Genomic DNA, 26,838 nt, shown 5'->3' with positions numbered 1-26,838 from the left:
GGATGAGTCGTCGTGAACGGGTCGAGTGGGCCGGGCAATAGGGAAAACGCTGGAGGAGCGTCATAATCGGGACCGTGGACGACAGCGCGAACGGCCTGCGGGCAGACACTCTGGTGGCGACGGTCCGCGGCGTGCTTCCGTCCCTGACTCCGGCCGCGCAGACCGTCGCCCGGCTCATCCTGGAAGATCCGGCGACGGTGGCCCGGAGCACGATCACCGAGCTGTCCGCCGCCTCGGGCACCAGCGAGGCGACGATCGTACGCACGGCCAGGCTCCTGGGCTTCGCCGGCTACCCGCAGCTGCGCCTCGCCCTGGCGGCGGCGGCCGCCCAGCCCGACCGGCTGGTGCCCGGTGACCTGGCGCCCGACGACCCGCTGTCGGAGGTCATCCAGAAGGTGGCCAGGGCCGAGTCAGAGGCGATCAACGACACGGTCGCCCAGCTCACCTCGGAGCGTCTCGGTCTGGTCGTCGACGCGATCGTCGGCGCCCGGCGGGTGGACGCCTACGGGGTGGGCGCCTCGGGCCTGGTCGCCGAGGACGTGGCGCAGAAGCTGCTGCGCATCGGCCTGTCCAGCCACGCCTTCCAGGACGCCCACCTGGCGCTGACCAGCGCCGTGCTGCTCAAGCCCGGCGACGTGGCGATCGGCATCAGCACGTCGGGCGAGACGCCCGACGTGCTCGAACCGCTGTCGAGGGCGGGGGAGGCCGGCGCGACGACCGTCGCCATCACCAACAACCCCCGCTCGTCGATCGCGGAGCTGGCCGAACACGTGCTGATCTCGGCCGGGCGCGAGACGGAGTTCCGTCCCGGCGCCCTGGCCAGCCGGATCAGCCAGCTCCTCGTCGTCGACTGCGTGTTCGTCGGCGTCGCCCAGCGCACCTTCGACTCCTCTCAGGAGGCGTTGCAGAGCACCAGGCGCGCCGTCAAGGAGTTCACCAGGCGAGCGACACCCGCACGTCGTCAGCCTTGACGAACATCACCCGGTGCCCGAACTGGATCTGCAGGTACTTCGTCTTGCCCTTGACCACCTTGTGGCTGGCCTCGTCGAAGGTGACCGCCCGGTAATACTCGGTGGCCGCCTTCCCCGCCAGGGTGTACTTCTCTCCGGCCGAGAACGTGTACTGCAGCGGGGTCACCGCCTGGTACGGGATGTCGGCCGGGTAGGCCTCCTGCTCCGGGTAGGCCCTGCCGTACACCGGGACGGTCGCGAGACCCGGCTTGGGCGTGACCACCAGGCCCGCGGACGGGACGGCGGTCGGCGCGGAGCGCGGGTTGTAGAACCAGCTCTTCTGGCCGAGGTACCAGATCGCGGTCCAGTCGCCCTGCCGGTCGGCGACGGCGAACCGCTGGCCGGTGCTCGCCCTGGCGCTGTGGTCGTACACGCTGTAGAGCGAGTCGTTGGTGCCCGTCGGGTGCTTGCCGATGTCCTTGATCAGCGGCGCGTCGTCACGCGGCTCGGTGCGCAGCCACACGGTCCCGGCGGGGAGCGGCGGGCAGGCGGCCTCCGGGTTCTTGCGGTCGCAGCCGTAGAAGTACGGCTTGTTGGTGGCGAAGTCGGGCCTGATCATGATGGAGTCCGCCTTGGGGCCGCCGAAACCATGCAGCGGCGCGCCGATCAGGTCGAAGTAGTGCTTCCAATCCCAGAACGGGCCCGGGTCCTCGTGCATGCCCCGCACCGTGGTCGGCAGCGTGCCCGGCACGTTGTCGTGGCCCAGGATGTGCGCCCGGTCCAGCGGCACGTCGTACCTGGCCGCCAGGTAGCGCACCAGCTTGGCGGACGAGCGGTACATCGCCTCGGTGTACCAGGTGCTGCCCTCGGCCAGGAAGCCCTCGTGCTCGATGCCGATGGACTTGGCGTTGATGTACCAGTTGCCGGCCTGCCAGGCGACGTCCTTGCCCTTGACGTGCTGAGCGATGTGGCCGTCGGTGGAGCGCACCGAGTACTGCCAGCTCGCGCCGTAGTTGACGTCCTGGTTCAGCTTGATCGACGGGAGGAAGTAGCCCTCCATGTCATGAATGATGATGTACTGGATCTTCTGGCTGACGGGCCGGTTCGCCAGGTCGTAGTGCCCGTAGTCGCCGTTCGGCTTCTGCGCGTAGGCCGACGGGATCCACTCGCAGGAGATCGACCTAGGGCACTCGACGCCGTCGCGGCGCGGCGGCCGCAGGCCGAGCTTCTCCAGCCACTTCTCGATCCGCTCCAGGCCGGGGATCGGCGTGAGCTTGACCTGCTGCCCGTCGTCGGTCACCCGCTCGGCGCCGTCCTCGATGGTGCTGTAGACCTCGTCGGCGAAGACCTTGGCCGCCTCGGACTCGTCGGCGCCCGAGTATTTGGCGACCGCCCCGTACCACTGGGCCGGGTCCGCGCTCAGCGGCGCGCCGATCGACTTCTGGTAGTCGGCCAGCAGCGCCGCGCCGCCCCTGATGTTCGTGGCGGCGTCGGACCGGAGCGCCTCGTGGCTCGCGCCGGTCAGCTGGGCGGCCTTCTCCATGGTCTTGAGCGAGGCCGGGATCTCGGTGGGCGCGACCGCCGTCGCGACCGGGGCCAACGGCCTGGTCTCGTCACCGCGCGCGTCCTCCTCACCCTCGCCGTGGTGGTTGGACCCGGTGAAGGCGGCGGCGTCGGTCAGGTGCATGGGGCCGAATCCGGCGTCGTTGCTGGGCTGCCCGGCGTGGGCGTCCCAGCGCGACTCCAGATAGGAGACACCGAGCAGGACGCTCTCCGGAACCTGGAACTCCTTGGCGGCCGCGGCGAACGCCGCCTGCCGATCCGGGGGTTGCTCGGCAGTGGTGCCGGCCGCGGCCGTCATGTTGACTAATGGCAGCAAGGCGACCACCGCGATCGCCAGTGCTCTGCGCATCTACTGCTCCTCGACTGGGGGAAAAGTCGGAGCCAGCGTCTCAACAATTTCCTTCTTCGGCGAGAGCTTTGCGAAGACATTTTTCAGCATCTGACGCCCTAGGGTGGGGCGGGTGACGTCGATCGTGACCGGTGCGGCCGGATTCATCGGCCGCGCGCTGACGTCGGCCCTGCTCGCGTCCGGCTCCCCGGTCGTCGCCATCGACCGCCTGGCCGTCGAGGAACGACCCGGGCTCACCGTGCTCACGGCCGACCTGCTCGACCTGGAGCCGGGGGCCTTCTCCGGCGCGGACGCGGTCTACCACCTGGCCGGCTGCGCGGGCGTGCGCGACACCGATCCCGGGATCGCCTGGCGGCGCCATCGGGACAACGTGCTCGCCGGGGCGCGGGTGCTGGCCCTCACGCCACCCGGCGTCCCGCTCCTGATCACCTCGTCCAGCTCCGTGTACGGCGGCGCGTCCCACGGCCGGCCCAGCGCGGAATCCGACCCGGTCCGCCCCATCGGCGGCTACGCCACGAGCAAGGCCGCCCTGGAACGGCTCTGCCTCGACCGCCCCGACGTCACGATCGTCCGGCCGTTCACCGTCGCGGGGGAGGGGCAGCGGCCCGACATGGCGCTGTCGATCTGGCTGCGCGCCGCCCAGGAGGGCCGCCCGCTGCGGATGCTCGGCTCGCTCGACCGTACGCGCGATGTCACCGACGTACGCCAGGCCGCCCGCGCGATGATCGAGCTCATCGGCGCGCCCGGCATCGTCAACCTCGGCACGGGCCGCGGCCACACCCTGCGGGCCATGGCGGAGGCGGTCGCCACGGTGACCGGCGCCTGCCTCACCTTCGACGTCGTACCCGCCCCGCCCGACGAGCCCGGCGACTCGCTGGCCGACACCCGCCGCCTCCACTCGCTGCTCGGCTGGACGCCGCGTACCGATCTGCTGGACCTGGTCCGCCGCCAGCAGCTTTTGACCTGCTCCCCGCCCTGAGGGGACGGGGATTCCCGTGCCGCTATGCGGCAGCTCGTGCCGCTTGCGCGGCCCGCGCTGTGGAACGGGGTGCTTGACGTTTCGCGGACCCGGGTGGGTCTCCACGCCCTGAGACGACCAGCCCGGCCGCCTGTCCTTTGGCCTTGATGTTCCTCGCCCCGACGATGTCGGCGTGCTCGGTGTGCCCGCAAGAAGTGCAGGAGAAGATCGCTTGGCTCTTGCGGCTCTTCTCGTCCACTTTCCCGCACGCAGGCTCCGGGCACGTCTGGGACGTGTACGCGGGGTTGATCTTATGGATGACGCTGCCGGTGTAGCGGGCCTTGGAGCGCAGGGCGACTTCCAGCCCGTACCAGCCCTTGTCGAGAATCGCCTTGTTGAGCCCGGATTTCGCTGCCGCGCCGTTGCGTAGGAACCTGCCCGGCCGGTCGGGGTCGGGCTTGGGCTTGACGGCCGCGCTCATGCCCTTGGTGTTCAGGTCTTCGATGACCACATGCCCGTAGGCACGGGTGAGCCGGTGCGCGGCTTGGGCGTTGAAGTCAGCGCGCCGCCACCGGACCCGTCGCATGACCTCACTCATCGCGGCCACGACCGTCTTGCGCCGCTTCGATCCCTTCTTCGTGCGGGCGAGTCGACGTTGCAGCCGCAGATACCGTTCCGCTTCGCCGACCGTGAGATACCCGACGTCGTCCTTTCGGTCCTGTTTCGTCTCCCGTGGCAGCTGCCGGGAGGAGACACCGCCGGTTCCGGCGTGGCGGCGGTCGAAAAACTCCCCGTCCGAGGTCACGGCGGCCGTGAGCACCCCCCGGTCCACGCCCACCCATCCAGGGCGGGCGTGTTCCTCACGCTCGGCGATCCCATCCTCGACCAGGAAGCTGATGAACCAGTGCTTGCCGTTCCGGGACACGGTCGCGGACTTGACACTCCCCCCGAGCGGGCGCGACATCCGAAACCGCGCCCACCCGAACTTGGGCAGGAAGACTCGTCCCCACTTGCGGCCGATCCGCTCTACGGGCAGGTGCTGGGCGGTGGGGAACCGAAAAGAGGGCCGCCACTTCGCCTTCGACTTCCAGTGCACTGTCCACGTGCCATGCTTGCGGCACGCTTGGTCCAGGTCTTTGAGGGTCTGCTGGATCACCTGGGCGGGGGCGTCGGCGAGCCAGCCGCAGTACGGGTCCTTCTTCGCCTCGGCGAGTTGCCTGCACTGTTCGGCGTAGTCGAGCCACTGCCCGCGCCGCCGGTAATCCCGCCGCTGTTCGAGACCGGTGTTCCACACGGCCCGGCAGATCCCGCCCAGCCTTTCGGCGAACGCCCGCTGCCCGGAGTCGAACTCCAGGCGGTACTTCCGGCCCGCCAGCATGCGCAACACCCCCTTCTTCCTCGGGATGCTCACGTCTCACCGACTCGAACACATTATCATCTGGTCTATGAGCCAGGAAGTGGAATATCGACGAGGCAGAAACGTGGTTTCCGCGATGCACGTCCATCTGGTCTTTGTCACCAAATATCGCAGAAACGTGTTCGACGACGTGATGCTGCGCCGCTGCGAAGACATCATGATCGAGGTGTGCGACAGTTTCGAGGCCGAACTCCGCGAGTTCAACGGCGAACACGACCACGTCCAGCTGCTCGTCCACTACCCGCCCAAGGTTGCGATCAGCAAACTCGTCAACTCGTTGAAGGGCGTCTCCTCGCACTACCTGCGCAAGGAGTTCACTGGCCAGGTCAACCGCGCCATCATGCGCGGCCCTTCCTGGTCACCCAGCTACTTCGCCGCCTCCTGTGTCGGAGCGCCACTATCGATCATCGAGGCGTATATCGAACAGCAGCGCCGCCCCACCTGAGGTTCCAGGTCCACGCTTCACCGCTCCGGGATGCCCCGCCTACGGCGGACCATCCCCACAGGCGACCGCATTCATCCCCGGCCTGAAGGCCGAGGTTTTCTGCGGACCTTCGGTAATGTCCTGAGCATGGGTGATTTCGTACGCGTTGAAGTGGCCGACCAGATCGCCACGATCCGGCTTGACCGTCCCAAGATGAACGCCCTCAACAGTCAGATGCAGCACGAGCTCGGCGAAGCGGCCCGAGCCGTCGACGCCGATCCCGAAGTGCGCGCCGTCGTCGTCTACGGCGGCGAGCGGGTCTTCGCGGCCGGCGTCGACATCAAGGAGATGGTCGTCATGTCCTATGCCGACATGGCCGCCCATTCCCGCGGGCTCCAGGGTTGCTTCACCGCGGTGGCCGCCATCGGCAAGCCCGTCATCGCCGCCGTCACCGGTTACGCGCTGGGCGGCGGCTGCGAGCTGGCCCTGTGCGCCGACTTCCGGGTGGCCGGGGAGTCGGCCAAGCTGGGGCAGCCGGAGATCCAGCTCGGCCTCATCCCCGGCGCGGGCGGCACCCAGCGCCTGCCGCGCCTGATCGGCCCGGCGCGGGCCAAGGACCTCATCTACTCCGGCCGCCACGTGCCGGCCGCCGAGGCGCTGTCGATCGGGCTGGTGGATCGGGTGGTGCCCGACGCGGAGGTGTACGCGGCGGCTCTGGCCTGGGCGGGGACCTTCACGGGCGGGCCCGCCGTGGCGCTGCGGGCCGCCAAGCAGGCGGTGGACCAGGGGGTGGAGGTCGATCTGGATACGGGGCTGGAGATCGAGCGGCTGCAGTTCTCCGGTCTCTTCGCCACGGATGACGCCAAGATCGGGATGCGGGCGTTCACGGACAAGGCCGAGCCGAAGTTCACCGGCCGCTGACGGGTGACCGCTTCGGGCGACCGGGGTCTGCGTCGGTCGCCCTTAGCGGTGGCCGGGGCCAGTGTCGGTCGCCCTGAGCGGCGGTGGCCGGGAGTCTGCGTCGGTCATCCTTAGGCGTGGCGGCCTGGGATGACGACGGTGGTGAGTGCCCGGGGCTGGAGGATCACGGTCCCGCTGGTGACCGGCCTCGCGGTGAGCGCGTTGGCGTTGTCGGTCACGTACGCGGTGGCCCGGCCGTACACACCGTGCCATGTCACGGCGGCGGTGCCGGTGTTGAGCACCTCGACCACCTGGGAGCCGTCGGGGTTGCGGAACGCTGAAACTTTCAGCGCCGGATCGGCCGCCGCCGCGTCCACCCGTACCGCGCCCGGCCGGATGAACCGGCTGTACGCCGCCAGCGCCCACAGCCGCTTGGAGACGTGATACGTACCCGCGGCCTCGTCGATCTGCAGCAACGCTCGGGTGGCGCCGCGCGAGGCGCCCAGCCAGTAGACGTAACCGCTGACGTTACCGAGCGTGAGCGCGTCATGCACGGCCCCCGCGATCGTGAAGCCGTCGTAGCCGCTGCCGTCGTCCCAGCCCTCGTTCCAGGTGGTGCCGTTGGGGTTCCACTCCGACATCCAGGTGTTCGCGCTGGTCGGCAGCGGGCCGTCCACCGGGCTGGCGTAGGTGTGGCCGGTGTGGGTCTTCACCCAGCGGCGGGCCTCGGGGTCGGCCTCGATCGCGGCCGTGTACGCCTTGGCCTCGGTCCAGCCGAACGAGTCGCAGCAGGCCACCTTGAGGCCCTTGGCGATCGGACCGAGCACCTTGACGAACTCGGCGGCCTGGTGCGGGGTGAACCGCATGGAGGCGTACGTCGCCGTCCAGTCAGGCTCGTTGGTGAAGCCGAGGTCGGTGATCCTGATGCCCTCACGGGCGTAGAACTTCGCGTATTGCACCAGGTAGCGGGCATAGGCCTGCCGCCACTCCGGCTTCAGCGTGCCGCCGTTCTTGTCATCGCCGTTGTCCTTCATGTAGGCGGGGGCGCTCCAGGCGTCGGCGTAGAACCGCTCGACCCCGTACCCCTTGGCCGCCTTCGCCACCCAGACCTGGCTGTTGTCGTCGCCGTCCCACACGTACTTGGGCGGAGCGCCGGGCCCGCCCGGGTCCTCCGGCTGGATGGAGACCATCTGGTCGTACGGGCTGCCCACGGGAGCCGAGCCGATGCCGAGCCGCAGAATGCTGAGCCCGGCGCCCTTGTCGCGGTCGAACCACAGGTCGAGGATCTCGCGCCGCCGCCCCTCGTCGAGCGCCTTGACCAGCTCGTTGCGGCGGAACGCCTGGGAGATCCCGAACCCGTCGATCTGCTGGTGCCGGACGCGCTCGCGTACGGTGATCGCCGGGGGATCCGCCAGGGCCGGTGTCTGGATGATGGGTAGACCGAGCAGGGTGATCGCGACAACGCCTCGTAACATGCCGCCTCCGAAACTTTCGAAGCCTTCGTGATAATTTCGCCCCCGGAACCGTAAACACCCACCGCCCCTTCGTCAACCTCTTCGGTGGCCGCCCACCCGTCCACAAAGGGCTCGCCGATCGGCGCTTCGCGCTTAGAAAGCTCGGCGTTCTTCCTTTGGCGCTCACGCGCACTGCATGGCCTTCGCTTCGCTCAGACGCCCCCCTGAGCGCGGGCTCCGCCCGCGCGCTTCGCCACTGGTTGGCCGGTCCTGCCAGAGGCGCGTGACGGGCGAGGTTCCCTGGAGGTTGGCCCACTGCGCCAAGCCATGATGGATAACCGCCAGCCACGAGCCGAGCTGGCGTCAGCCCGCGTATGACACCGCGCCGAGCAGGAGATCGCACTCGACTGCCGCTCCACGCCAGCCACCCACTCCGAGCACCGAACCCGGGGCCTCCGGCGAACCGTCCAGCAGATCCGCCACGCGCGATCGACTGTGCCGCACCGCACCGCAGCGAGCTGCTGCGGCCCCCGGCGCGATCGTTGGCCTCTACCCCGCGATCCGTGCGGCCCGGCTGAGGCGCCTGCGGGAGCCGCCACCGCCCTGCCCAGCCTCGTCGCACGGCTCCGCAAGGCCATGGGTGGAGCAGCGGCCCTGGAGCTGGTCGCCGGTGTCTACCGGCTGCTGGTGGGCGCTCAGGATGTCGACGCCGGCCCAGTTCGAGGAGCTGGTCACTCGGGGACGGCACCGGCCGAACTGGCTGCGCTCATTGCCACAGCCAGCGCACAGTGTCCCCCCGTCCGATGATCTTCCGGTCATCTCGCGTGTCCCATCAGCAGGGCGCTCCACATGGCATCTGCCACACGGACGGACCATCGATCACTCTCATGAATGACGCTCTTCCCAGCCCGGAAAGCTGTGCGGCGAATGAACCGCAACCCGCCGACATGATCAGCGACAGGCACAGCCCGACGGTTCGCCGACGTCGTCTCTCGGCAGAGTTGCGCCGCCTCCGGGACCAGGCCCAGATGACCTCTACCGAGGTCGCCGAGACTTTGGAATGGTCGCGGGGGAAGCTGAGCCGGATTGAGAACGCTCAGTGGCAGCGCCCCAATCCGCGTGACGTTCAAGACCTGCTTGACGTGTACGGAATCTCTGATGCCGAGCAGCGCAATGCGCTCATCACTCTTGCCAGGGAATCCCGCCAGCAGGGTTGGTGGATCGCCTACAAAGATGTCCTCGCGGGTAGCTACATCGACCTAGAGGCTGAAGCGTCTGTCATCCGTACCTTTGAACCGCTCGTGATCCCAGGGCTGCTCCAAACCGCCGACTACGCGGAGCGGACCATGCAGGCCGCTCTTCTGCGCGATCCCGAGGAGATTCCCCGCAGGATAGCGCTACGTATGAACCGCCAAAGCATCCTGACCAAGGATCGACACCCGGCATTCCATGCGATCATTGATGAGGCCGCGCTAATACGCCCAATGGGCACTGTCGCTATCCAATGCGCCCAGCTGCAGAAGCTTGTCGAAGTCGGCTCGCTGGAGCACGTCACGCTTCAGGTCATGCCGCTCAGTCTTGGCATGCACCCCGGACTTGCAGGCCAGTTTGTGATCTTGGACTTCCCGGACGATCCCCAAATCGTCTATGTCGAGACAGGAACTGACGGCTTGTATCTGGAGAAACTCGACGAGATCGCCCGTTATACACTGGTTTTTCAGCACCTCTGCTCGACGGCGCTCACTCCAGAAGCATCAGTTGCCTACCTGTCCGACATGATCAGTAAGCTTAAGTGAGGAACCTTCCCATGGATCCCGTTTGGCGGAAGAGTTCACGAAGCCAAGGATCGACCGATAATTGCGTTGAGATCGCCCCGGTCGAGGACATGATTGCCATCCGAGACTCTAAGGATCGACAAGGTCCCAAGCTGATCTTTACAAAGCCCGAGTGGGATGCCTTTGTGGAGGCGATCAAGGCCGGAGAGTTCGACTACATGGCGTAACTCTCGATGTCATCTCGGTGGCGAAGGAAGCGTGAGAATGAGCAAGCAGGAGGCGCGGAGGCAGAATTCTCCCGTGCGGCCTGGCGCAAGAGCAGCTACAGCAACGCCGGTGGCGACTGTGCCGAAGTCGCCCCTCTGAGCGGGGGCCGCATTGGCGTCCGCGACACCAAAGACCGCAACGGCCCCGTACTCGTGTTCACATCTGACGAGTGGCACGCCTTCCTCAAGGGCACTAAGAGCAGCCAGTTCGACCTGATCTAGCAGGACGCTCCACAACCAACAGCAAAGCGCCCGAGTCGTTTTTACAGCGGTCAGTCCGGAAGCGACACATGATCTGGTCGCTCGTGTGCTTCGTAGTAGCCGAGGCCGGCGACCCCCAGCTCACGCGCGAGCGCGACGGCCCGCTGTCCGGCGGGCGCTCAAGGCGGCGCTGGCCTGCGGTACGGCATCAGCTGTGGAGCCGTGTACGCCTACCTACGAGACGAGAGAACCACACACTGATTCGGTGACCGCTCGCGGCCAGACGGAAGACATGGACTGATCGACGATCAGCTCTTAATATGCGAGCAGGCGTACCCATCAAACCAGTCAATTCAGTTCACCGACCGGCAAATCCTCTTCAAAGGGAGACTGATTAATGAGGTCGCGGACCATGAAGCGCAACCTAACCGCCGTCGCCGCCCTATGCGCTCTGTCCTTTGCCACGGTTCAGGCCACCCCGGCGGCAGCTGCTCCCACCTCAGCCCCGACCATCACCTTCTCCTTCTGTAGTACCATCGGCAGCGTCTACATGATGACCTGTGAGGCGCAGTGGGAGGGCGGCACGGACCCGGCCACCGCCCAATGGAGCAACGTCTCGAACACCTGGCTCGGCACCAGCCACTACAACTCGGTGACCCGCCGCACTTGGGTGGACGGCAACTGCATACCGGGGGGGTTCTTCGCGGCCAAGGTCACCATCACCGACGCCGCCGGTGCCGTCACCGAGCAGGTCGTCTCCGGCGGCCGCGCCTGCGTCCGTTAGAACCTGTCTTTGGAGTTTCAAGATCCGGTGGCCGGGTCTGCCACTGGCGTTTCCATCCAGTCGTGGTGTTCTGCGTGACACTGCAAGCTCAAATTGCGAGCGCGAAGTGAGAGGAGCGCGGGGTGACGAAGGAGAAAGTCGATCTCTCCCGTGCCCAATGGCGCGCCAGCAGTTTCAGCGGCTCGAACGGTGAGTCGCTTTCGTTGCTGACCATGTGGCCATTCGAGACAGCAAGGACCCGCACGGGCCAGCGCTGATCTTCACCTCCGGCGAGTGGGCAGCCTTCCTGGCAGGAGCCAAGGACGGCGAGTTCTGAGTAAGGGCATCCGTCCTTGCCGCAGACAGCCATGAATGCCCGGTCGCCCTCTACGGCGATCGGGCGTTCACGTACTGACAGGGAGTCGGAGGCGAGGGCTCCGCCGCGGAATGGCCAGGCCAGGCGAGTTAGTGTCTACGCCATGTCTGACGTGATCACGGTCCACCCCGCGAAACCCGGTGACGGGGACATTCTCGGCGAGATCCACGCCCTGTCGTGGGGTGTCTCGCACGGCCCGTTGTGCACGCCGAAGGTCGCCGCGGCCGGAGTCGAGGAGCGGCGCACCAAGTGGCACGGCATTCTGGCCGAGGGCGTGGCCGAGGCCGAGGGCATGGACACGATCCTGCTGGCGCGCTTGAACGAGCGGCCGGGGGCCTTCGCCCGGTTCGGGGCCTCCACTTCCCGCCCCGGCCTCGCGGAGATCCATACCTTCTTCGCCCACCCGGACGTCTGGGGCAGCGGCATCTCGAGGGCCCTGTTGACAGCCGTCTTGGACCGAGTGCGAGACGCCGGGTACGACGACGTGCATCTGTGGACGCTCCGGGACTCCGTCCAAGCGCGCCGCTTCTACGCCAAGAACGGCTTCGCCGAGACCGGCAGGACCCACGACCACGACTTCGGCGACGGGCCTCCGCTGGCGCTGGTCGAGTTGGAGCGAGCCGTGCCTGCTTTGCGTACTCCGCGCCAGTTCCTCGCGCACCCTACAGACAGCTGAACCGTGTCAGCCCCGGCCGAGGACGCAGAACTCGTTGCCCTCCGGGTCGGCCAGGACCTTCCACGAAACATCGCCCTGGCCGACATCGGCGGGTGTCGCGCCGAGGGTCTGCAGCCGGGCTACCTCCGCTGCTTGATCGTCAATCGGGTCGGGCAGCAGGTCGAGATGGATGCGGTTCCACACGGTCGGCACGCCGGGCGTGCGAAGGAACTCCAGATACGGGCCGACGCCCTTGGCGGAGCGCAGCCGCGCGTGATCGTCGGTGACCTCGTGCAGGGTCCAGTCCACCGCCTCGTCCCAGAACCGGGCCATGGCCCGTGGATCGGCGCAGTCGACCACCACCGCGGCGATCGGCCCGGTGTCCCGGTAGATCTCCCGAGGCTCCAGCACGCAGAACACGTTGCCCTCCGGGTCGGCCAGGACCGTCCATGGGACGTCGCCCTGGCCCACGTCGGCGGGCGTCGCGCCGAGCTCCTTCAGGCGCGCGACCAGCTCCGCCTGATGGGCGGCAGAGGTGGTGGCGAGGTCGAGGTGTACGCGGTATCTCACCGTTTCGGGGTCCGGGACGGTGACGAGATCGATGTAGAAGGCGTCGGGGTCCGGCCAGGCGAAGCCCTTGGGTTCGAGGTTGGTCACGCCGGGTCCCTCGCTGGAAAGACCCCAGCCGAGCGCCTCCGCCCAGAACCGGCCGAGCGCCGAGTCATCCCGAGCCTTGATATTCGCCTGAACAAGTCGCAACGCCATGCCGCCGATCATATGACCAGGTAGATGAGGTTCATGAATGAGCAGGCGGGCCAGTGCCACGGTCGCGAGCCGTCGGTGCTTCACTCCGGGCGCTCCGGGAATGGCAAATCACCAGCTAGTTGGATAAAGCAGAACGTTTCCGGCATTCTGGGCCGGTGCGAGTTGAGGTTCTCGGCCCCGTCAAGGCCTATCTGGACAGCGGCGGGCCCGCGGAGATCAGCGGAGTACGCCTCCGCATGCTGCTGTCTCGGCTCGCACTCGAGCCCGGCCGGCCCGTCTCCGCCGAGACGCTGATCGACGACCTGTGGGGCGAGGAGGCGCCCGCGGGAGCCGCCGCCGCCCTGCACAGCCTCGTCGCCCGGCTGCGCAAGGCCCTGGGTGGAGCCGCGACCCTGGAGCTGGTCGCCGGTGGCTACCGGCTGCCCGTGCGCGCTGAGGACGTCGACGCCTGCCAGTTCGAGGAGCTGGTCACCCGGGGACGGCGCGAGCTGGTCGCGGGCGCGCACAAAGAGGCCGCGGCCACGCTCGGCGCGGCCCTGGGCCTGTGGCAGGGCGCCGCCCTGGCCGACGTGCAGGAGGCGCCCTTCGCCGATCCGGTCGCGACCAGGCTGCACAACCTCCGCCACGCGGCCGCTGAAGACCGCATCCAGGCCGAACTTCACCTGGGCAGGCATGCCGAGGTCCTGGCCGACGTGGAGTCGCTGGCCGTGGGCCAGCCGCTGAGCGAGCGTCTGGCCGGGCTGCGGATGCGTGCCCTGGCCGCGGCCGGACGCCAGAGCGACGCCCTGGCGGTCTACGCGGAGATCCGGGGCAGGCTGGCCGACGAGCTGGGCGTGGATCCCGCGCCGGAGCTGCAGGAGATCCACCTGGCGCTGCTGCGCGGCGAGATGGAGCGGCCCGCGGCACCCGCTGAGACCGCTCCCAACCGGCTGCCCGCCCAGCTCACCAGCTTCGTGGGCCGGGAGCCGGAGCTGGCACAGCTCGGCGCCCTGCTGTCCGGAGGCCGCCTGGTCACCATCGTCGGCCCCGGCGGCTCGGGCAAGACCCGGCTCTCGCTGGAGGCCGTGGCCAGGGACTCGGCCCACGCGCGCGGGCGCGCCTGGTTCGTCTCGCTGGCCGGGGTGAGCGCGGCGGACGCCGGGGTGAGCGCAGCGGACCAGATCGTCGACGCCGTGCTGGGCGCGCTCAATGACCGCCTCTACGAGGGAGGCGAGGCCGCGCCGCTGGACCGGATCTGCGAGCTGCTCGACGTCGGCGACGCCCTCCTCCTGCTGGACAACTGCGAGCACCTGGTGGAGGCCGCCGCCGAGTTGGTCGACCAGCTCCTGGGACGCCTGCCGCGGCTGCGGATCCTGGCCACCAGCCGCGAGCCGCTGGCCATCACCGGCGAGGCCCTGTGCCACCTGGGGCCCCTCGACGTGCCCAGGGACTCGGCGGCCGCGGCGGAGGCGGAGGCGGTGCGGCTGTTCGTCGACCGGGCCTCGAGCGTGCGGCCGGGCTTCGCGCTCGACGCCTCCACGGTGGAGGCCGTCGTGGAGATCTGCTGGCGGCTGGACGGCATGCCGCTGGCCCTGGAGCTGGCGGCCGCCAAGCTGCGCTCGATGAGCGTCGAGCAGATCGCCGGCCGCCTCGACGACCGCTTCCGCCTGCTCTCCTCGGGCAGCAGGGCGGCCCTGCCGCGCCAGCGCACGCTGCTCGCGGTCGTGGAGTGGAGCTGGGACCTGCTGGACGAGCAGGAGCGGGCGCTGGCCAGGCGCCTGGCCTTCTTCCCCGCCGGCGCGGACCTGCCCGCGCTGGAGGCGGTCTGCGCGGACGCGTCGCTGCCCGCCGAGGAGATCGTCTACGTGATCGGCTCCCTGGTGGAGAAGTCCATCGTCCAGGAGTCGGGCGACCGGTACCGCATGCTGGAGACCGTCCGCGCCTACGCGCTGGGCAGGCTCGCCGAGTCAGGTGACGACCTCGCCGTGCCGTACTCCGCGTACTTCCTCGCGCTGGCCGAGCGGAACGAGCCGCTGCTGCGGACCAGAGAGCAGCTGGCCGCGATCGCCGTCTTCGACGCCGAGTACGACAACCTGATGCACGGCCTGCGCCAGGCCGCCGACCCCTCCCGGTTCGTGGGCGCCCTCTTCTGGTACTGGGGCATCAGCGGCAGGAGCGCGCAGTTCGAGAGCTACCTCCAGTACGGCGGAGCGCTGCCCGAGCAGGCCAGGGCGGCCTTCGGCGTGGTACGGGCGAGCATGGAGGTCGACTCGGCGGGAGCCAGGGAGTTCCACCCCGCCCGGCCGCTGATGCGGATGGCGCAGCTGGCCGCCGCCTCGGCAGGGGAGTCCGACCTGGATGACGCCCTGGTCTCGGCCGACCCCTGGGTGCGGGCCAGCGCCCACTGGGCCCGCGACTTCCTCCTGACCGAGCAGGGAGACCTGCACTCCGGCGCCGCCTCCCGTCAGGAGGCGCGGCGCGGCTTCGAGGAAGTCGGCGACCGCTGGGGGCTGGTGATCAGCCTGCTGCCGCTGGCCCGTGACCACTCCCTGCGCGGCGAGTACGGCCCGGCCATCGCCGCGCTGGAGCGGGCCGTGGCCCTGAGCTCCGAGCTCGGCACGGAGGACCACCTCTACCTCAGCCGGGCCCGGCTGGCGCGCGAGCGCAGGCGCAGTGGCGACCTCGACGGCGCGCTCCGCGACATCCAGGCCACCCACCGCCGGGCCAGGGAGCTCGGTCACCGGCGCATGGAGGTGAACATCCTGGTGGGCCTGGCCAACGTCCACCGGCTCTCGGGCGATCTGGAGCGAGCCGACCGGATCCTGGACGAGCTGGCGGCGGCCCACGGGGAGTCGGCCAGGGACCTGTTCGTCAGCACCCGCCTGGAGAACCGGCTCGCCCGGGGTGACGCCCTCCAGGCCAGGAAGCTGCTGGTCGAGGCCGTCGACTCGCTGCTCACCCAGGGCTACAGCGCCGGCCTGGCCTGGGCCGCCGAGCTGCTGGCCGGCGTGCTGGCGCTGGAGGGCGACCCCCGGGGGGCGGCCGCCGCGCTCGGCATGAGCCAGGTCATCCGCGGTGAGTTCGACCACGGTGAACCGGAGCTGCGTGCCCTGGTCGACCGGCTCACCGAGCGCCTGGGCGAGGAGGGCTACGCCCAGGCCTATCGCCTGGGCGCCGAGATGCCCCGCCAGGAGGCGATCGACCGGGTGGCGGGGCTCGTCCCGGCCGGTCAGGAGGCGTTCCTGCGGTAGGCGCGCATCGCCAGCGGGAAGAAGACGGCGATCGCGCCGGTCATCCAGGCCAGGGCGCCGAGCAGGGAGCCGGCGACCGGGCCGCCGTTCAGCAGGCCGCGCATGGCGTCGGACATGAGGCTGACCGGGTTGACGCCGGACCACACCCGCAACCAGCCGGGCATGGTCTGGCTGGGGACGAAGACGTTGCTGGCGAAGGTGAGCGGCAGGATGAGGATGGTCATCAGGCCGGTGACCGAGCCGGGCGTCTTCACCAGCATGCCTATATAGACCGACAGCCAGGCGAAGCTCAGACCGAAGGCGAGCAGCAGGCCGATACCGGTCAGGGCGGCGAGCGGGCCGGTCTGGACGCGGTAGCCCATGATCAGGGCGAGACCGAGCAGGACGGCCAGCGAGACCAGGTAGCGGACGAGATCGGCCAGCACAGCACCGATCAGCGGGGCTGAGCGGGTGACGGGCATGCTGCGGAATCGGTCGAAGACGCCGGTGCCCGCGTCGGCGTTGAGCGAGACGCCGATGCCGACGCTGGCCTGGAAGACGGTCATGACCATGATGCCGGGGACGATGGCCTGCAAGTAGGCGTCGAGGTCGCCGCCGGCGATGGCGCCGCCGAAGAGGTAGACGAACATCAGCAGGAACACCACCGGTGTCAGGATGACGTCCACGAGCTGTACGGGGGACTTGCGGAGCTTGGTGACACCGCGCCCGGCCAGGACCAGGCTGTGCCGGAGCGCTTGGGCCTGGGCGTTCATGCCGCGTTCCTCTCGGTGGTCGCGGTGAGCGCAAGGAAGACCTCGTCCAGGCTGGGCAGGCGCAGGCCCAGCTCGTCGGCCGGGATTCCGGCCTGCTCCAGCCTTCTGACCAGGGCGGAGACCAGCATGGGATCGTCGGCGGGCGCGCTCAGCAGGCCGATGTTCTCGTCGCGGGCGGGAGTCGTACCGGTGAGCTCGGCCAGGACCCGGGCGACCGCGTCCAGATCCCCCCGCAAGGTGGGGCGGACGTGCAGGATCTGCCCGCCGATGCGGCGCTTCAGCTCGCCGGGCCGGCCCTCGGCGGTCACCTTGCCACGGTCGATGACGGTGATGCGATCGGCGAGCTGGTCGGCCTCCTCCAGGTACTGGGTCGTGAGCAGGACCGTGGTGCCGTCGGCGACCAGCTCGCGGACCACTCCCCACAGCTCGTTGCGGGTACGCGGGTCCAGACCGGTGGTCGGCTCGTCCAGGAAGAGGATCCGCGGCCGGCCGACGAGGCTGGCGGCCAGGTCCAGGCGGCGGCGCATGCCGCCGGAGAAGGTGGCGATCGGCCGGCCGGCGGCCTCGGTGAGCGCGAAACGCTCCAGCAGCTCGGCGGCGCGCGCCCGCGCCTGCCTCTTGGACAGGTTGAGCAGGCGGCCCAGCAACACCAGGTTCTCGGTGCCGGACAGGCCCTCGTCGACCGAGGCGTACTGCCCGGTCAGGCCGATCAGCCCACGCACCCGGACCGGGTCACGCACCACGTCGTGACCGCCGACCTCGGCCCGCCCCCCGTCGGGGCGGAGCAAGGTGGCCAGGATCCGGACCGTGGTGGTCTTGCCGGCCCCGTTGGGCCCCAGAATGCCGATGACCTTGCCCACGGGGACCTCCAGGTCCACCCCGTCCAGCGCGGTCGTCCCGCCGTACTTTTTGATCAGCCCTTCGGCTCGGATCACATGCATCGCCTTCTCCTCATCATTCGACGAGCAAGACGATGCCGGGAGCCACTGATACGGCGCCGACACCGCGCTAACAGCAAGTCATGCGCTGCCGTGTCAGCGACCGCGTCAGGACGGCAACGGCCCGATATCAGAGCGGTCGGCGATCGTGAACGCCATGAACGCGGCGATGTCCCAGGCAGGGGCGTTCCAGACGGCAGTGCAGAGGCTCATCGACGAGCTGTTCGCCTGAGCGCGATACCAGAGACGAGGAAGCATGAAACTCCCATTCCCACCAGCGATCAGCGCCTTCAGGCGAGTGGCGGTCACGGCGCTGGCGGCCGCGCTGCTGGCCGGGGTGGCCACACCCGCCAGTGCGGACGGCAGGCCGGTGCCGAAGGCCGCTGCCGGGCGGGATCGCCCGGAGCTGCAAAAGGTCATCCAGGAGATCGTCGATTCCGGTTACGCCGGGCTGCAGATGCGCGTACACGATGAGCGGGGCGACTGGGCCGGCAGCGCCGGGGTGCGCAAGCTGGGCGAGGCCGCCAAGCCGCCGACGGACGGACGGTTCTGGATCGGCAGCTCCACCAAGAGCTTCACCGCGACCCTGGTCCTGCAGCTGGTGGCCGAGGGCAAGATCGGGCTGGACAGCCCGGTGGCCGGCTACCTGCCCGAGCTCGGGCTGGACCGGCGGATCACGGTGCGGATGATGTTGCAGCACACCAGCGGGCTGTTCAACTACACCGGCGAGTACTACACCGATGGGACGTACGTGCCGGGGATCCCCGCCACCGGCGAAGAGTGGGTGGACAACCGGTTCCACACCTACCAGCCCGAGGAGCTGGTACGGCTGGCGCTGTCCAAGCCGGCGAAGTTCGCGCCGGGGACGAACTGGAGCTACGCCAACACCAACTACACGCTGGCCCTGCTGCTGATCGAGAAGGTCACCGGCCGCTCGTACGCCGAGGAGATGCGGCGGCGGATCCTGGGGCCACTCGGGCTGCGGGACACCGTGGTGCCGGGCGCCCGGACGCGGCTCCCCGAGCCGCATGCCCACGGCTACTACCGCTACCAGGACGCCGACCAGTGGAAGGTGGTCGATGTCACCCGCCAGAACCTCTCCCTGCTGGCCGGCGCCGGTGACATGATCTCGACCACCCGGGATCTCCAGACGTACTTCTCCGCGCTGCAGGGCGGCAGGCTCCTGCCGGCCCCGCTGCTGGCCGAGATGCGCGAGCCGGACCCGAGGAGCACCGGCCTCTTCGGCCAGTACGGCCTCGGCCAGTATGTGCTGGACACCGGCCCGGACTGCGCCGGAATCGTCCTCAACCACGACGGCAGCCCTCCGGGGGGCTACGGGTCGCTGATGTACAGCACGCCCGACGGCAGCAAGACGCTGACCGCCTCGCTGACCATGGGGGACGCCGCGATCGACCAGTCAGTGGTGTTCCCGCAGGCCCTGGACAAGATCATCAAGGCGGTGTTCTGCGGCACATCCTGAGGGTCGCCTCCTTACCAGTCGCGCACCAGGCACAACGCTGACCGGGGTCAGGCCGAGCTCACCGAGCTCGGCCTGGCCCCGTTCGCATGCGCGGACACCGTCCGGACGGCGTGTCGCACCGCAACGGGGCAAACGTCCCCCGGTGGCGCACTAAACTTGGATAATTCGTTATCTTGTACCATTCGTGTTTATGTAGGTAGGTTTGGTCGCATGACCGCATCCAGCACTCCGACCATCGCCGAGGAGCTGCGCGGCGCCGGCCTGCGGGTGACAGCGGCCCGCGTCGCGCTGCTCCAGGCCGTCCGGGACGGTGATCACCTCGGCGTCGAGGCGATCGCCTCTGGGGTGCGCGATCGCGTCGGCCACATCTCGCTGCAAGCCGTTTATGAGGCACTCCACGCGCTCACCGCGGCGGGACTCGTACGCCGCATCGAACCGGCCGGCAGCCCGGCACGGTACGAGGGGCGCGTGGGGGACAACCACCACCACATCGTGTGCCGGTCGTGCGGTGCCGTCGCCGACGTCGACTGCGCTGTCGGCGAGGCGCCCTGCCTGACCGCCTCGGACGAGCACGGCTTCTCGGTCGACGAGGCCGAGGTCATCTATTGGGGCCTGTGCCCCGGCTGTTCCACCGCCCGTACCTCCTGAGCACGTGATCCACATAGTCCGGAAGGATTCCCATGACCGAGAACCATGACGCGATCGTCACCGACCCGAAGACAGAGGGCGGAGGTGGCTGCCCGGTCGCGCACGAGCGCGCCCCGCACCCGACTCAGGGCGGCGGAAACCGCCAGTGGTGGCCGGAGCGGCTCAACCTGAGGATCCTCGCCAAGAACCCGGCCGTGGCCAACCCCCTCGGTGAGGAGTTCGACTACGCCGAGGCGTTCAAGACCCTCGACCTCGCGGCCGTCAAGCGGGACATCGCCGAGGTGCTGACGACCTCGCAGGACTGGTGGCCGGCCGACTTCGGCAACTACGGCCCGTTCATGATCCGGATGGCCTGGCACAGCGCGGGCACGTACCGGATCAGCGACGGCCGCGGCGGCGCCGGCGCCGGCCAGCAGCGCTTCGCCCCCCTCAACAGCTGGCCGGACAACGGCAACCTCGACAAGGCGCGCCGCCTGCTGTGGCCGGTCAAGAAGAAGTACGGGCAGAAGCTCTCGTGGGCCGACCTCATGATCCTCACCGGCAACGTGGCCCTGGAGTCGATGGGCTTCAAGACCTTCGGCTTCGGCGGCGGTCGCGCGGACGTGTGGGAGCCCGACGAGGACGTCTACTGGGGTCCCGAGACCACCTGGCTCGGCGACGAGCGCTACACCGGTGACCGGGAACTCGAGAGCCCCCTCGGCGCGGTGCAGATGGGCCTCATCTACGTCAACCCGGAAGGCCCGAACGGCAACCCGGACCCGCTCGCCTCGGCGCGCGACATCCGTGAGACGTTCCGCCGGATGGCGATGAACGACGAGGAGACGGTCGCCCTGATCGCGGGCGGTCACACCTTCGGCAAGACCCATGGCGCGGGCCCCGCGGACCACGTCGGCCCCGACCCCGAGGCCGCCTCGATCGAGGAGCAGGGCCTCGGCTGGCGCAACAGCTTCGGCACCGGCAAGGGCGGCGACACGATCACCAGCGGTCTTGAGGGCATCTGGACCAACACCCCGGTGACGTGGGACAACAGCTTCTTCGAGATCCTGTTCGGCTACGAGTGGGAGCTGTTCAAGAGCCCCGCCGGCGCCCACCAGTGGAAGCCGAAGAACGGCGCCGGCGCGGGTACCGTCCCCGACGCCCACGACCCGTCGAAGACCCACGCCCCGACGATGCTGACGACCGACCTCGCGCTCCGCGTCGACCCGATCTACGAGCAGATCTCGCGTCGCTTCCTCGAGAACCCGGCCGAGTTCGCGGACGCCTTCGCCCGCGCCTGGTACAAGCTGACCCACCGCGACATGGGCCCGATCGTGCGCTACCTCGGCTCGGAGGTCCCGGCCGAGACGCTGCTGTGGCAGGACCCGCTCCCCGCCGTGACGCACGAGCTCGTCGACGCCGCGGACATCGCCGCCCTCAAGGGCCAGATCCTGGCCTCGGGCCTGTCGGTGTCGCAGCTGGTGTCCACCGCGTGGGCGTCGGCGTCGTCGTTCCGTGGCAGTGACAAGCGCGGCGGCGCCAACGGCGCGCGCATCCGCCTCCAGCCCCAGAGCGGGTGGGAGGTCAACGACCCCGACCAGCTGGCGATCGTGCTGCGCACCCTGGAGGGCATCCAGAGCGCCTTCAACGCCGCTCAGACCGGCGGCAAGCAGATCTCGCTCGCCGACCTGATCGTGCTCGCCGGTGCCGCGGCCGTCGAGCAGGCCGCCAAGACCGCCGGCTTCGACGTCGAGGTCCCCTTCACGCCCGGTCGCGTGGACGCCTCGCAGGAGCAGACGGACGTGGAGTCGTTCGCCGCGATCGAGCCGGTCGCCGACGGGTTCCGCAACTACCTCGGGAAGGGCAACCGGCTGCCGGCCGAGTACCTGCTGCTCGACCGGGCGAACCTGCTGACCCTGAGCGCCCCCGAAATGACGGTCCTCGTCGGTGGTCTCCGCGTCCTGGGCGCGAACCACCAGCAGTCGTCGGTCGGCGTCCTCACCGCGACCCCCGGGTCTCTGACGAACGACTTCTTCGTCAACCTGCTCGACCTGGGTACGACGTGGAAGGCGACGTCCGAGGACGCGACCACGTTCGAGGCCCGCGACGCCGCCACGGGCGAGGTCAAGTGGACCGGCAGCCGGGTCGACCTCGTCTTCGGGTCGAACTCCGAGCTGCGCGCGCTCGCGGAGGTCTACGCGAGCGACGACGCGAAGAAGAAGTTCGTCGACGACTTCGTCGCCGCGTGGGACAAGGTCATGAACCTGGACCGGTTCGACCTCGTCTGATCATTGACGCCCAGGTCGGCCGTGATAGGCCGACCTGGGCGTTTTGTCATATGAACGGGCAGTACCGGGTAGCCATGCAGGTATGTCACCGGGTGTCGTGAACGACGGCGACCTCTTTCGCGGCGCGCTCGACGAGCTGGGCGCCGTGCTCGCGAAGGTCGACGAAGGGTCGGTCGACGCGGCCTGCCGGCTGATCGCCGACGCCAGAACGATCGGCGTCTACGGCTGCGGCCGGGAGGCGCTGCAGATCAAGGGTTTCGCGATGCGCCTGTTCCATCTCGGCCTGCCGGTGGCGGTGGTCGGTGACATGACCATGCCGGCGCTGGGGCGCGACGACGTCTTCCTCGCCACCTCCGGCCCCGGCGAAGCGTCCACGGTCCTGGCGCTGATGCGGACGGCGACGGCGGCGGGTGCGACGAACCTGCTGCTGACCGCTGAGCCCGAGAGCGGTGCGGCGGAGCTCGCCGACGCCGTGCTGCTGATCCCGGCGCAGACCATGGCCGGCGACCGGCGCACGTCCGTGCTGCCGATGGGGTCGGCCTATGAGGGCGCGCTGTTCGTGCTGTTCGATGTGATGGTGCTGAAGCTCGGGGCGCTGATCGGGGCCACGCGAGAGGCGATGCGCGCCAGGCACACCAACATGGAGTGACAGGTCACTGGGCCTTGACGGTAGCGGCGCTCGTCTGGCGCATGTACGTGTCGATCAGGGCGAGGGTGGCTCCCGGCTGCTCGATCTGTGGCAGGTGGCCGGCCTCGGGGATGATCTCAAGCCGGGCGTCGCCGAAGGCGGCCGCGTACGCCGCGCCATAGGCGGGGGTGACGATGCGGTCGCTTTCCCCCCAGAGCAGCAGGGTGGGCAGGTCGACGCGGGCCAGGCGGTGGGCGAGCTTGGGGTCGTGCATGTACGGGTCGCCGGCCAGGACGCGCATGGTGGCCATGTTGCCCTGCCGGAGGGCGAGTTGCCCGGCCGGGATGCCGGCGGGATCGACGTAGAAGCGGTCCGAGTCGTGCCAGGAGTACTCGGCGACGCCACGAGCGTCGAGGGCGAAGAAGTCTCTGATCGGCTCGGCCTCGACGTGCACTCCGACGGGGTCGATCAGGACGAGCCCGGTGATGATCCCCGCCGTGTCGCGTACGGCCATCTCGGCGGCGGTCCAGCCGCCGAGTGAGGAGCCGATGACGAGCACGTCGGACAGCTGCCGGTCATGGAGATAGTGCAGATAGGCAAGGGCGAGATCGTCGATGCCGGTGAACCAGCCGGGACGGTCGGTGCCGTCCCAGCCGGGGTGCGTAGGGACGATGGCGTGACTGGTCCGCGCCAGATGGTCGGCGAGCCCGGCGACGGTGGCCGGGCCGCCACCGCCGTGCAGGATCAGGACGGGACGGCCGGTTCCGGCCTCGGACAGGGTGAGCGGCAGGTCCGGATAGAGCGCGATGGTGTGGCGTGTTGTCGGCATGGCCATCATCATAACTAAACTTGTTGATATAAGCTAGTTGAGTAGCTGCTAAACTCGATTCGTGCACGGTGAACTGCAAGTCCTTGGCAGAGCGGTCAAGCAAGCCCAATACCGGCAGCATCGGGCGCTGGACAGCCGGCTCGCCGCCATCGGCACCACGCTGGCCCAGTGGGATGCCCTGCGGGCGATCAGCCGGTCACCCGGGGCGCCGGCGCGTGCCCTGGCCACGGCGACGTTCCAGAGCGAGCAGGCATTCGGCACACTCGCCGGCCGGCTGATGGCCCAGGGCCTGATCGAGCGGCGGCCGGGCCATGGGCGACGCATCGAGCACCATCTGACACCGGCCGGCGAGCAGGTGCTCGACGCGGGACACCGGGTCGCCGACGAGGTCCTGGCCGACTGCTTTTCCCCTCTGTCTCCAGGGGATCGCGCGACCCTGCTCGATCTCCTGCAACGCCTCAACTACGGCGGAGACGCTTGACCCGAACGGACGCTTGACCCGAATGGACGCCTGGCCCGAACGGGCGCCGTACACCACGCGTGTGTGGCGTACGGCCGCCATCTCAGGTGCCGCCGGCGCTCAGGCGAGCCGCCACTCCTGGTTACGCTGTCCGATCAGGCAGGTCCACTGATGGACGTTGGCCCCCTCGGCCGTGCTGACACCCGCCACGTCCAGGCACTTGCCGCTGTGGCGGGCGACGAGGGAGAAGTAGCCGTTGTCCTTCTGGACGAGCCGCCACTCCTGGTTGCGCTGCTGGTTGAGGCAGGTCCACTGGTGGACGTTGGCGCCGTCGGCCGTGCTGACGCCCGCCACGTCCAGGCACTTGCCACTGTGCGTCGCGCGGAGGGTGTAGTAACCGTCGCTGGTCGCCACGAAGTTCCACTCCTGGTTGGCCTGCCCGTTGATGCAGGTCCACTGGTGGACGTTGGCCCCGTCGGCGGTGCTGACACCCGCCACGTCGAGGCACTTGCCGCTGTGACGGGCCACCAGGGTCGCCGAGAACTTGGGAAGGAGCCGCTGCGCCGCCTCGGCGGTGTCGGCGTTCGCCGCCGACGTCGCCATGACCGGGGCAGCGAGCAGAGCGGCCGCGACAGCGACCGCTTGACCAGCGTGAATGAGTGTCATCGAACCTCCTGAGACGCTCTCGAAAGATCAGCAGGTCCGTAGTAACACGATTCACTCAGCGTATCGGCGAGTCGCTATCCGTGACGATATTCGTGTCGCGTGGCGGAGATGAGCTGGTTTACGAGGCGGCGAGTGCCGCGTCCAGGCGGTCCAGGTTCGGGCCGCCCGCAGGTTGATCAGTTAGGTGGGCCGCCTCGGGGTCGTCCGCTCGGTGGCTACTCCCCGGTGCGTCCGTCCACCGACTCGCGGAGGAGATCGGCGTGGCCGTTGTGCCGCGCGTACTCCTCGATCAGATGGAAGAGGATCCACCGCAGGCTGGGTGCCCGGCCGTCGGACCAGGGACGCTGGGCCAGCCGGTCCAGGCCGCCGTCGGCCAGCGCGTCCGCGACAAGGGAGCGGGAGCGGGCCACGGCGTCCTGCCAGAGCGTGAGGAGCTGCTCGGGGGTGTCCTCGGCGGCCGAGTGCCAGTCCCAGTCCGGGTCGGCCGCCCAGTCCACCTTGTCCCACGGGGCCTCTGGGGCTCGCCCGTGCAGCCGCTCGGAGCACCACCAGCTCTCGACATAGGCCAGATGCTTGAGCATCCCGCCCAGGGTCATCGTCGAGGCGGCGACGGTCGCGTTCAGGCCGGCCGCGTCCAGCCCGGCGCACTTCCACGCCAGGGTCGCGCGCTGGTAGTCCAGGTAGCCGAGGAGGGTGGCGGTTTCGTCGGCCGCGAGTGGGGGTTCGGGGCGGCCATGCTCGTCTAGGTCGATCACGCGCGGGGAGTCTACCCATCGGCCCGGGGGACTTCTAGGGCGGCCGTCGTCCACCCCCACGCGTCAGGGGTTGCGGGTGGGCTCTCGCACATCAGGGGCTGCTGGTGAGCTGCAGCACATCAGTGGTTGCTCGTGAGCTCCAGCACGTCGGTCAGCTGCCGTGCGGTCGGCAGGGTGCGCAGCGCCTCGTCGATCTCGCGTTCCGCCCACTCGCGGTGCCGCCGCTCGGCGTGCGGGTCGAGGGCGACGCGGGCTTGGACCAGCAGGAAGTTCAGGTGGGACGCGAGGAGCATGGTGAAGTCCGCCAGGCCGCTGATCCGCCCAGGACCGCCCTCCCGTACGTACGCCTCGTACATGCCGCGCATGGCATCGAGGTCGGCGGTCGAGTCGTCGCAGAACCAGTCGAACAGCGCCCGCGCCAGTTCCCGGCCCGGCGTGGCCGGTCCGAGGTTGTCCCAGTCGACGACCACGAGCGCGCCGGCGTTGTCGGCGAGGACGTTCTCCGGGTGCAGGTCGCGGTGGCAGAGGATCAACTCGGCGGGATCGGCCGGCGCGACGGCCGCGCACAGCTCGGGCAGCGTGGCCAGCAGGTCGGCGAGTCTCGCGGCCCACACCGCGTCCGACGTGGCCACCTCCGCCCACTCGTGCGCGGTGGGGACGCGGTCGTACCAGCGAGCGGGCGGTCCGCCATCCGGCTCGACCGTCGCGGCGGGAGCGCACCGGTGCAGGCGCGCGAGCAGCGCCCCGATGTCTCCGGGTGTGGTCGGCGCCGTCAGCTCGACCGGCCGCAGGTCGATCCAGTCGTAGAGGCGCAGCCACGTCCCGCCGGGCGGTTCGAGCAGGTGGCGCCCGTCGCGGTCGGGGTGGCTCGCCGGCAGCCGTACCCCCGCCTCGGCCGCCCGCCGCCCGAACGCCAGCTCCGCCTCGATCAACGCCTCCGACGGCGGCTCGGCGAAGATCTCCTTGAGCGCATAGCGTGCCGGGCCGACGTCCAGCCGCCAGATCTGCCCCAGCGCGCCCCGCGGCCCCGCGGCCACCACGACGTCCTCACCCCACCCGAACGCCTCCCGCGCGTGGGCCACCAACTCCTCAACCACGATCAGACTCCTGGGGAGAGTAGGAGGGATGACGGACGGGGGGCACCACGACAATCTGGCCGCTGCCGCTGCCGCTGCCGCTGCCGCTGCCGCTGCCGCTGCCGCTGCCGCTGCCGCTGCCGCTTCTGCTGTCGACGCCGCTGTCGCCGCCCACGACGTTGCTGCCACTGCTGTCGACGGCGCCGTTGACGCCAAAGCCGACGACGAGGTTCACATGACTCAGTATGGGCGATGCGAGTATTGGGACGCCTGCCGATTTATCCGTCGCGACAGCG

Annotated in this window: 29 protein-coding genes; 16 read left to right on the top strand and 13 right to left on the bottom strand. The window is 69.3% G+C overall.

Going from position 1 to position 26,838, the window contains the following annotated elements:
• Nucleotides 1-74 precede the first annotated feature (74 nt).
• Complete coding sequence (locus LDL49_RS17585) at nt 75-971, top strand: MurR/RpiR family transcriptional regulator (RefSeq protein ID WP_225292140.1); 897 nt, start codon at nt 75-77, stop codon at nt 969-971.
• On the opposite strand, the gene LDL49_RS17580 is transcribed toward LDL49_RS17585, so the two are convergent.
• Nucleotides 934-2,862, bottom strand: a complete 1,929-nt coding sequence (locus LDL49_RS17580) for an N-acetylmuramoyl-L-alanine amidase (RefSeq protein WP_225292139.1) — start codon at nt 2,860-2,862, stop codon at nt 934-936. The two genes, LDL49_RS17585 and LDL49_RS17580, sit on opposite strands and share 38 nt — an antisense overlap.
• A gap of 112 nt (nt 2,863-2,974) precedes the next feature.
• On the opposite strand from LDL49_RS17580, the gene LDL49_RS17575 reads away from it, so the two are divergent.
• Nucleotides 2,975-3,841, top strand: a complete 867-nt coding sequence (locus tag LDL49_RS17575; RefSeq protein WP_225292138.1) for an NAD-dependent epimerase/dehydratase family protein — start codon at nt 2,975-2,977, stop codon at nt 3,839-3,841.
• 22 nt (nt 3,842-3,863) lie between these two features.
• Here LDL49_RS17575 and LDL49_RS17570 read toward each other — a convergent pair whose 3' ends face one another.
• Nucleotides 3,864-5,231 carry an RNA-guided endonuclease InsQ/TnpB family protein gene (locus tag LDL49_RS17570; protein ID WP_225292137.1) on the bottom strand — a complete coding sequence of 456 codons (1,368 nt, stop codon included), beginning with the start codon at nt 5,229-5,231 and terminating at the stop codon, nt 3,864-3,866.
• Nucleotides 5,232-5,265: 34 nt separating this feature from the next.
• Here LDL49_RS17570 and tnpA point away from each other — a divergent pair, with 34 nt between their 5' ends.
• Together tnpA and LDL49_RS17560 are read left to right on the top strand one after the other, a co-directional pair.
• Nucleotides 5,266-5,682: an IS200/IS605 family transposase gene (tnpA, locus tag LDL49_RS17565; RefSeq protein WP_225292136.1), complete on the top strand. Its 417-nt coding sequence runs from the start codon at nt 5,266-5,268 to the stop codon at nt 5,680-5,682.
• Nucleotides 5,683-5,808: 126 nt separating this feature from the next.
• Entirely contained in the window at nt 5,809-6,582 is a 774-nt protein-coding gene (locus LDL49_RS17560) for an enoyl-CoA hydratase/isomerase family protein (protein ID WP_225292135.1), read from the top strand.
• 110 nt (nt 6,583-6,692) lie between these two features.
• On the opposite strand, the gene LDL49_RS17555 is transcribed toward LDL49_RS17560, so the two are convergent.
• Nucleotides 6,693-8,036: a glycoside hydrolase family 30 protein gene (locus LDL49_RS17555; protein WP_225292134.1), complete on the bottom strand. Its 1,344-nt coding sequence runs from the start codon at nt 8,034-8,036 to the stop codon at nt 6,693-6,695.
• Between the two features lie 528 nt (nt 8,037-8,564).
• Nucleotides 8,565-8,750, bottom strand: a complete 186-nt coding sequence (locus LDL49_RS17550; RefSeq protein ID WP_225292133.1) for a hypothetical protein — start codon at nt 8,748-8,750, stop codon at nt 8,565-8,567.
• Between the two features lie 152 nt (nt 8,751-8,902).
• On the opposite strand from LDL49_RS17550, the gene LDL49_RS17545 reads away from it, so the two are divergent.
• From LDL49_RS17545 to LDL49_RS17520, 6 genes are all read left to right on the top strand, one after another.
• Nucleotides 8,903-9,811: a helix-turn-helix domain-containing protein gene (locus tag LDL49_RS17545; RefSeq protein ID WP_225292132.1), complete on the top strand. Its 909-nt coding sequence runs from the start codon at nt 8,903-8,905 to the stop codon at nt 9,809-9,811.
• An 11-nt stretch (nt 9,812-9,822) separates the two neighbouring features.
• Nucleotides 9,823-10,017 (top strand): DUF397 domain-containing protein, encoded by a 195-nt coding sequence (locus LDL49_RS17540; RefSeq protein ID WP_225292131.1) that lies wholly within the window; start codon nt 9,823-9,825, stop codon nt 10,015-10,017.
• Between the two features lie 6 nt (nt 10,018-10,023).
• Complete coding sequence (locus LDL49_RS17535; protein WP_225292130.1) at nt 10,024-10,278, top strand: DUF397 domain-containing protein; 255 nt, start codon at nt 10,024-10,026, stop codon at nt 10,276-10,278.
• A gap of 391 nt (nt 10,279-10,669) precedes the next feature.
• Nucleotides 10,670-11,041 (top strand): hypothetical protein, encoded by a 372-nt coding sequence (locus LDL49_RS17530; protein WP_225292129.1) that lies wholly within the window; start codon nt 10,670-10,672, stop codon nt 11,039-11,041.
• Between the two features lie 214 nt (nt 11,042-11,255).
• Entirely contained in the window at nt 11,256-11,357 is a 102-nt protein-coding gene (locus tag LDL49_RS58385; protein WP_308016135.1) for a DUF397 domain-containing protein, read from the top strand.
• Nucleotides 11,358-11,499: 142 nt separating this feature from the next.
• Nucleotides 11,500-12,072, top strand: a complete 573-nt coding sequence (locus tag LDL49_RS17520) for a GNAT family N-acetyltransferase (RefSeq protein WP_225292128.1) — start codon at nt 11,500-11,502, stop codon at nt 12,070-12,072.
• A gap of 6 nt (nt 12,073-12,078) precedes the next feature.
• On the opposite strand, the gene LDL49_RS17515 is transcribed toward LDL49_RS17520, so the two are convergent.
• On the bottom strand, nt 12,079-12,816 hold the full coding sequence (locus LDL49_RS17515) for a VOC family protein (RefSeq protein ID WP_225292127.1): 738 nt from the start codon (nt 12,814-12,816) through the stop codon (nt 12,079-12,081).
• 155 nt (nt 12,817-12,971) lie between these two features.
• On the opposite strand from LDL49_RS17515, the gene LDL49_RS17510 reads away from it, so the two are divergent.
• The gene (locus LDL49_RS17510) at nt 12,972-16,046 is read left to right on the top strand and encodes an AfsR/SARP family transcriptional regulator (RefSeq protein WP_225292126.1); all 3,075 of its coding nucleotides are present in this window, start codon (nt 12,972-12,974) and stop codon (nt 16,044-16,046) included.
• Here the strand turns inward: LDL49_RS17510 and LDL49_RS17505 are convergent.
• From LDL49_RS17505 to LDL49_RS17495, 3 genes are all read right to left on the bottom strand, one after another.
• A complete protein-coding gene (locus LDL49_RS17505; protein ID WP_225292125.1) occupies nt 16,025-16,798 on the bottom strand; it encodes an ABC transporter permease in 774 nt (257 codons plus the stop codon). The two genes, LDL49_RS17510 and LDL49_RS17505, sit on opposite strands and share 22 nt — an antisense overlap.
• Nucleotides 16,795-17,739 carry an ATP-binding cassette domain-containing protein gene (locus LDL49_RS17500; protein WP_225292124.1) on the bottom strand — a complete coding sequence of 315 codons (945 nt, stop codon included), beginning with the start codon at nt 17,737-17,739 and terminating at the stop codon, nt 16,795-16,797. Before LDL49_RS17500 ends, LDL49_RS17505 begins: the two co-directional genes overlap by 4 nt.
• 105 nt (nt 17,740-17,844) lie before the next feature.
• Entirely contained in the window at nt 17,845-17,994 is a 150-nt protein-coding gene (locus LDL49_RS17495; RefSeq protein WP_225292123.1) for a hypothetical protein, read from the bottom strand.
• Between LDL49_RS17495 and LDL49_RS17490 the strand changes: the two genes are divergently transcribed.
• The 4 genes from LDL49_RS17490 (at nt 17,993) to LDL49_RS17475 (ending at nt 22,777) form a co-directional block, all read left to right on the top strand.
• Entirely contained in the window at nt 17,993-19,216 is a 1,224-nt protein-coding gene (locus LDL49_RS17490) for a serine hydrolase domain-containing protein (protein WP_225292122.1), read from the top strand. The genes LDL49_RS17495 and LDL49_RS17490 overlap by 2 nt on opposite strands.
• Nucleotides 19,217-19,426: 210 nt before the next feature.
• Nucleotides 19,427-19,864, top strand: coding sequence for a Fur family transcriptional regulator (locus LDL49_RS17485; protein ID WP_225292121.1), 438 nt, complete (start codon nt 19,427-19,429; stop codon nt 19,862-19,864).
• A gap of 32 nt (nt 19,865-19,896) precedes the next feature.
• Nucleotides 19,897-22,128: a catalase/peroxidase HPI gene (katG, locus tag LDL49_RS17480; RefSeq protein WP_225292120.1), complete on the top strand. Its 2,232-nt coding sequence runs from the start codon at nt 19,897-19,899 to the stop codon at nt 22,126-22,128.
• 82 nt (nt 22,129-22,210) lie between these two features.
• Nucleotides 22,211-22,777, top strand: a complete 567-nt coding sequence (locus tag LDL49_RS17475) for an SIS domain-containing protein (protein ID WP_225292119.1) — start codon at nt 22,211-22,213, stop codon at nt 22,775-22,777.
• Nucleotides 22,778-22,781: 4 nt separating this feature from the next.
• On the opposite strand, the gene LDL49_RS17470 is transcribed toward LDL49_RS17475, so the two are convergent.
• Complete coding sequence (locus LDL49_RS17470) at nt 22,782-23,585, bottom strand: alpha/beta fold hydrolase (RefSeq protein ID WP_225292118.1); 804 nt, start codon at nt 23,583-23,585, stop codon at nt 22,782-22,784.
• 61 nt (nt 23,586-23,646) lie between these two features.
• On the opposite strand from LDL49_RS17470, the gene LDL49_RS17465 reads away from it, so the two are divergent.
• The gene (locus LDL49_RS17465) at nt 23,647-24,066 is read left to right on the top strand and encodes a MarR family winged helix-turn-helix transcriptional regulator (RefSeq protein WP_225292117.1); all 420 of its coding nucleotides are present in this window, start codon (nt 23,647-23,649) and stop codon (nt 24,064-24,066) included.
• Nucleotides 24,067-24,165: 99 nt separating this feature from the next.
• On the opposite strand, the gene LDL49_RS17460 is transcribed toward LDL49_RS17465, so the two are convergent.
• The 4 genes from LDL49_RS17460 to LDL49_RS17445 all read right to left on the bottom strand — a co-directional run bounded on the left by LDL49_RS17460 (nt 24,166) and on the right by LDL49_RS17445 (nt 26,777).
• Nucleotides 24,166-24,711, bottom strand: coding sequence for an RICIN domain-containing protein (locus LDL49_RS17460; RefSeq protein ID WP_225292116.1), 546 nt, complete (start codon nt 24,709-24,711; stop codon nt 24,166-24,168).
• A 215-nt stretch (nt 24,712-24,926) separates the two neighbouring features.
• Nucleotides 24,927-25,466, bottom strand: coding sequence for a DinB family protein (locus LDL49_RS17455; protein ID WP_225292115.1), 540 nt, complete (start codon nt 25,464-25,466; stop codon nt 24,927-24,929).
• A gap of 119 nt (nt 25,467-25,585) precedes the next feature.
• Nucleotides 25,586-26,563 carry a phosphotransferase enzyme family protein gene (locus LDL49_RS17450; RefSeq protein WP_225292114.1) on the bottom strand — a complete coding sequence of 326 codons (978 nt, stop codon included), beginning with the start codon at nt 26,561-26,563 and terminating at the stop codon, nt 25,586-25,588.
• Nucleotides 26,556-26,777, bottom strand: coding sequence for a hypothetical protein (locus tag LDL49_RS17445; RefSeq protein WP_225292113.1), 222 nt, complete (start codon nt 26,775-26,777; stop codon nt 26,556-26,558). Before LDL49_RS17445 ends, LDL49_RS17450 begins: the two co-directional genes overlap by 8 nt.
• Nucleotides 26,778-26,838: the final 61 nt, after the last annotated feature.

It is taken from the genome of Nonomuraea aurantiaca (genome assembly GCF_020215705.1).
Classification (GTDB): domain Bacteria; phylum Actinomycetota; class Actinomycetes; order Streptosporangiales; family Streptosporangiaceae; genus Nonomuraea; species Nonomuraea aurantiaca.
This window is presented reverse-complemented; position numbering and strand designations above follow the sequence as displayed.

Excerpts from the sequence above, each read along its gene's own strand:
- LDL49_RS17460 (WP_225292116.1), bottom strand. The coding sequence starts at position 24,711 with ATGACACTCATTCACGCTGGTCAAGCGGTCGCTGTCGCGGCCGCTCTG.
- LDL49_RS17495 (WP_225292123.1), bottom strand. The coding sequence starts at position 17,994 with ATGCTTCCTCGTCTCTGGTATCGCGCTCAGGCGAACAGCTCGTCGATG.
- katG (WP_225292120.1), top strand. The coding sequence starts at position 19,897 with ATGACCGAGAACCATGACGCGATCGTCACCGACCCGAAGACAGAGGGC.
- LDL49_RS17485 (WP_225292121.1), top strand. The coding sequence starts at position 19,427 with ATGACCGCATCCAGCACTCCGACCATCGCCGAGGAGCTGCGCGGCGCC.
- LDL49_RS17520 (WP_225292128.1), top strand. The coding sequence starts at position 11,500 with ATGTCTGACGTGATCACGGTCCACCCCGCGAAACCCGGTGACGGGGAC.
- tnpA (WP_225292136.1), top strand. The coding sequence starts at position 5,266 with ATGAGCCAGGAAGTGGAATATCGACGAGGCAGAAACGTGGTTTCCGCG.
- LDL49_RS17470 (WP_225292118.1), bottom strand. The coding sequence starts at position 23,585 with ATGCCGACAACACGCCACACCATCGCGCTCTATCCGGACCTGCCGCTC.
- LDL49_RS17555 (WP_225292134.1), bottom strand. The coding sequence starts at position 8,036 with ATGTTACGAGGCGTTGTCGCGATCACCCTGCTCGGTCTACCCATCATC.
- LDL49_RS17505 (WP_225292125.1), bottom strand. The coding sequence starts at position 16,798 with ATGAACGCCCAGGCCCAAGCGCTCCGGCACAGCCTGGTCCTGGCCGGG.
- LDL49_RS17545 (WP_225292132.1), top strand. The coding sequence starts at position 8,903 with ATGAATGACGCTCTTCCCAGCCCGGAAAGCTGTGCGGCGAATGAACCG.
- LDL49_RS17540 (WP_225292131.1), top strand. The coding sequence starts at position 9,823 with ATGGATCCCGTTTGGCGGAAGAGTTCACGAAGCCAAGGATCGACCGAT.
- LDL49_RS17560 (WP_225292135.1), top strand. The coding sequence starts at position 5,809 with ATGGGTGATTTCGTACGCGTTGAAGTGGCCGACCAGATCGCCACGATC.
- LDL49_RS17500 (WP_225292124.1), bottom strand. The coding sequence starts at position 17,739 with ATGCATGTGATCCGAGCCGAAGGGCTGATCAAAAAGTACGGCGGGACG.
- LDL49_RS17490 (WP_225292122.1), top strand. The coding sequence starts at position 17,993 with ATGAAACTCCCATTCCCACCAGCGATCAGCGCCTTCAGGCGAGTGGCG.
- LDL49_RS17515 (WP_225292127.1), bottom strand. The coding sequence starts at position 12,816 with ATGGCGTTGCGACTTGTTCAGGCGAATATCAAGGCTCGGGATGACTCG.
- LDL49_RS17580 (WP_225292139.1), bottom strand. The coding sequence starts at position 2,862 with ATGCGCAGAGCACTGGCGATCGCGGTGGTCGCCTTGCTGCCATTAGTC.
- LDL49_RS17475 (WP_225292119.1), top strand. The coding sequence starts at position 22,211 with ATGTCACCGGGTGTCGTGAACGACGGCGACCTCTTTCGCGGCGCGCTC.
- LDL49_RS17530 (WP_225292129.1), top strand. The coding sequence starts at position 10,670 with ATGAAGCGCAACCTAACCGCCGTCGCCGCCCTATGCGCTCTGTCCTTT.
- LDL49_RS17535 (WP_225292130.1), top strand. The coding sequence starts at position 10,024 with ATGTCATCTCGGTGGCGAAGGAAGCGTGAGAATGAGCAAGCAGGAGGC.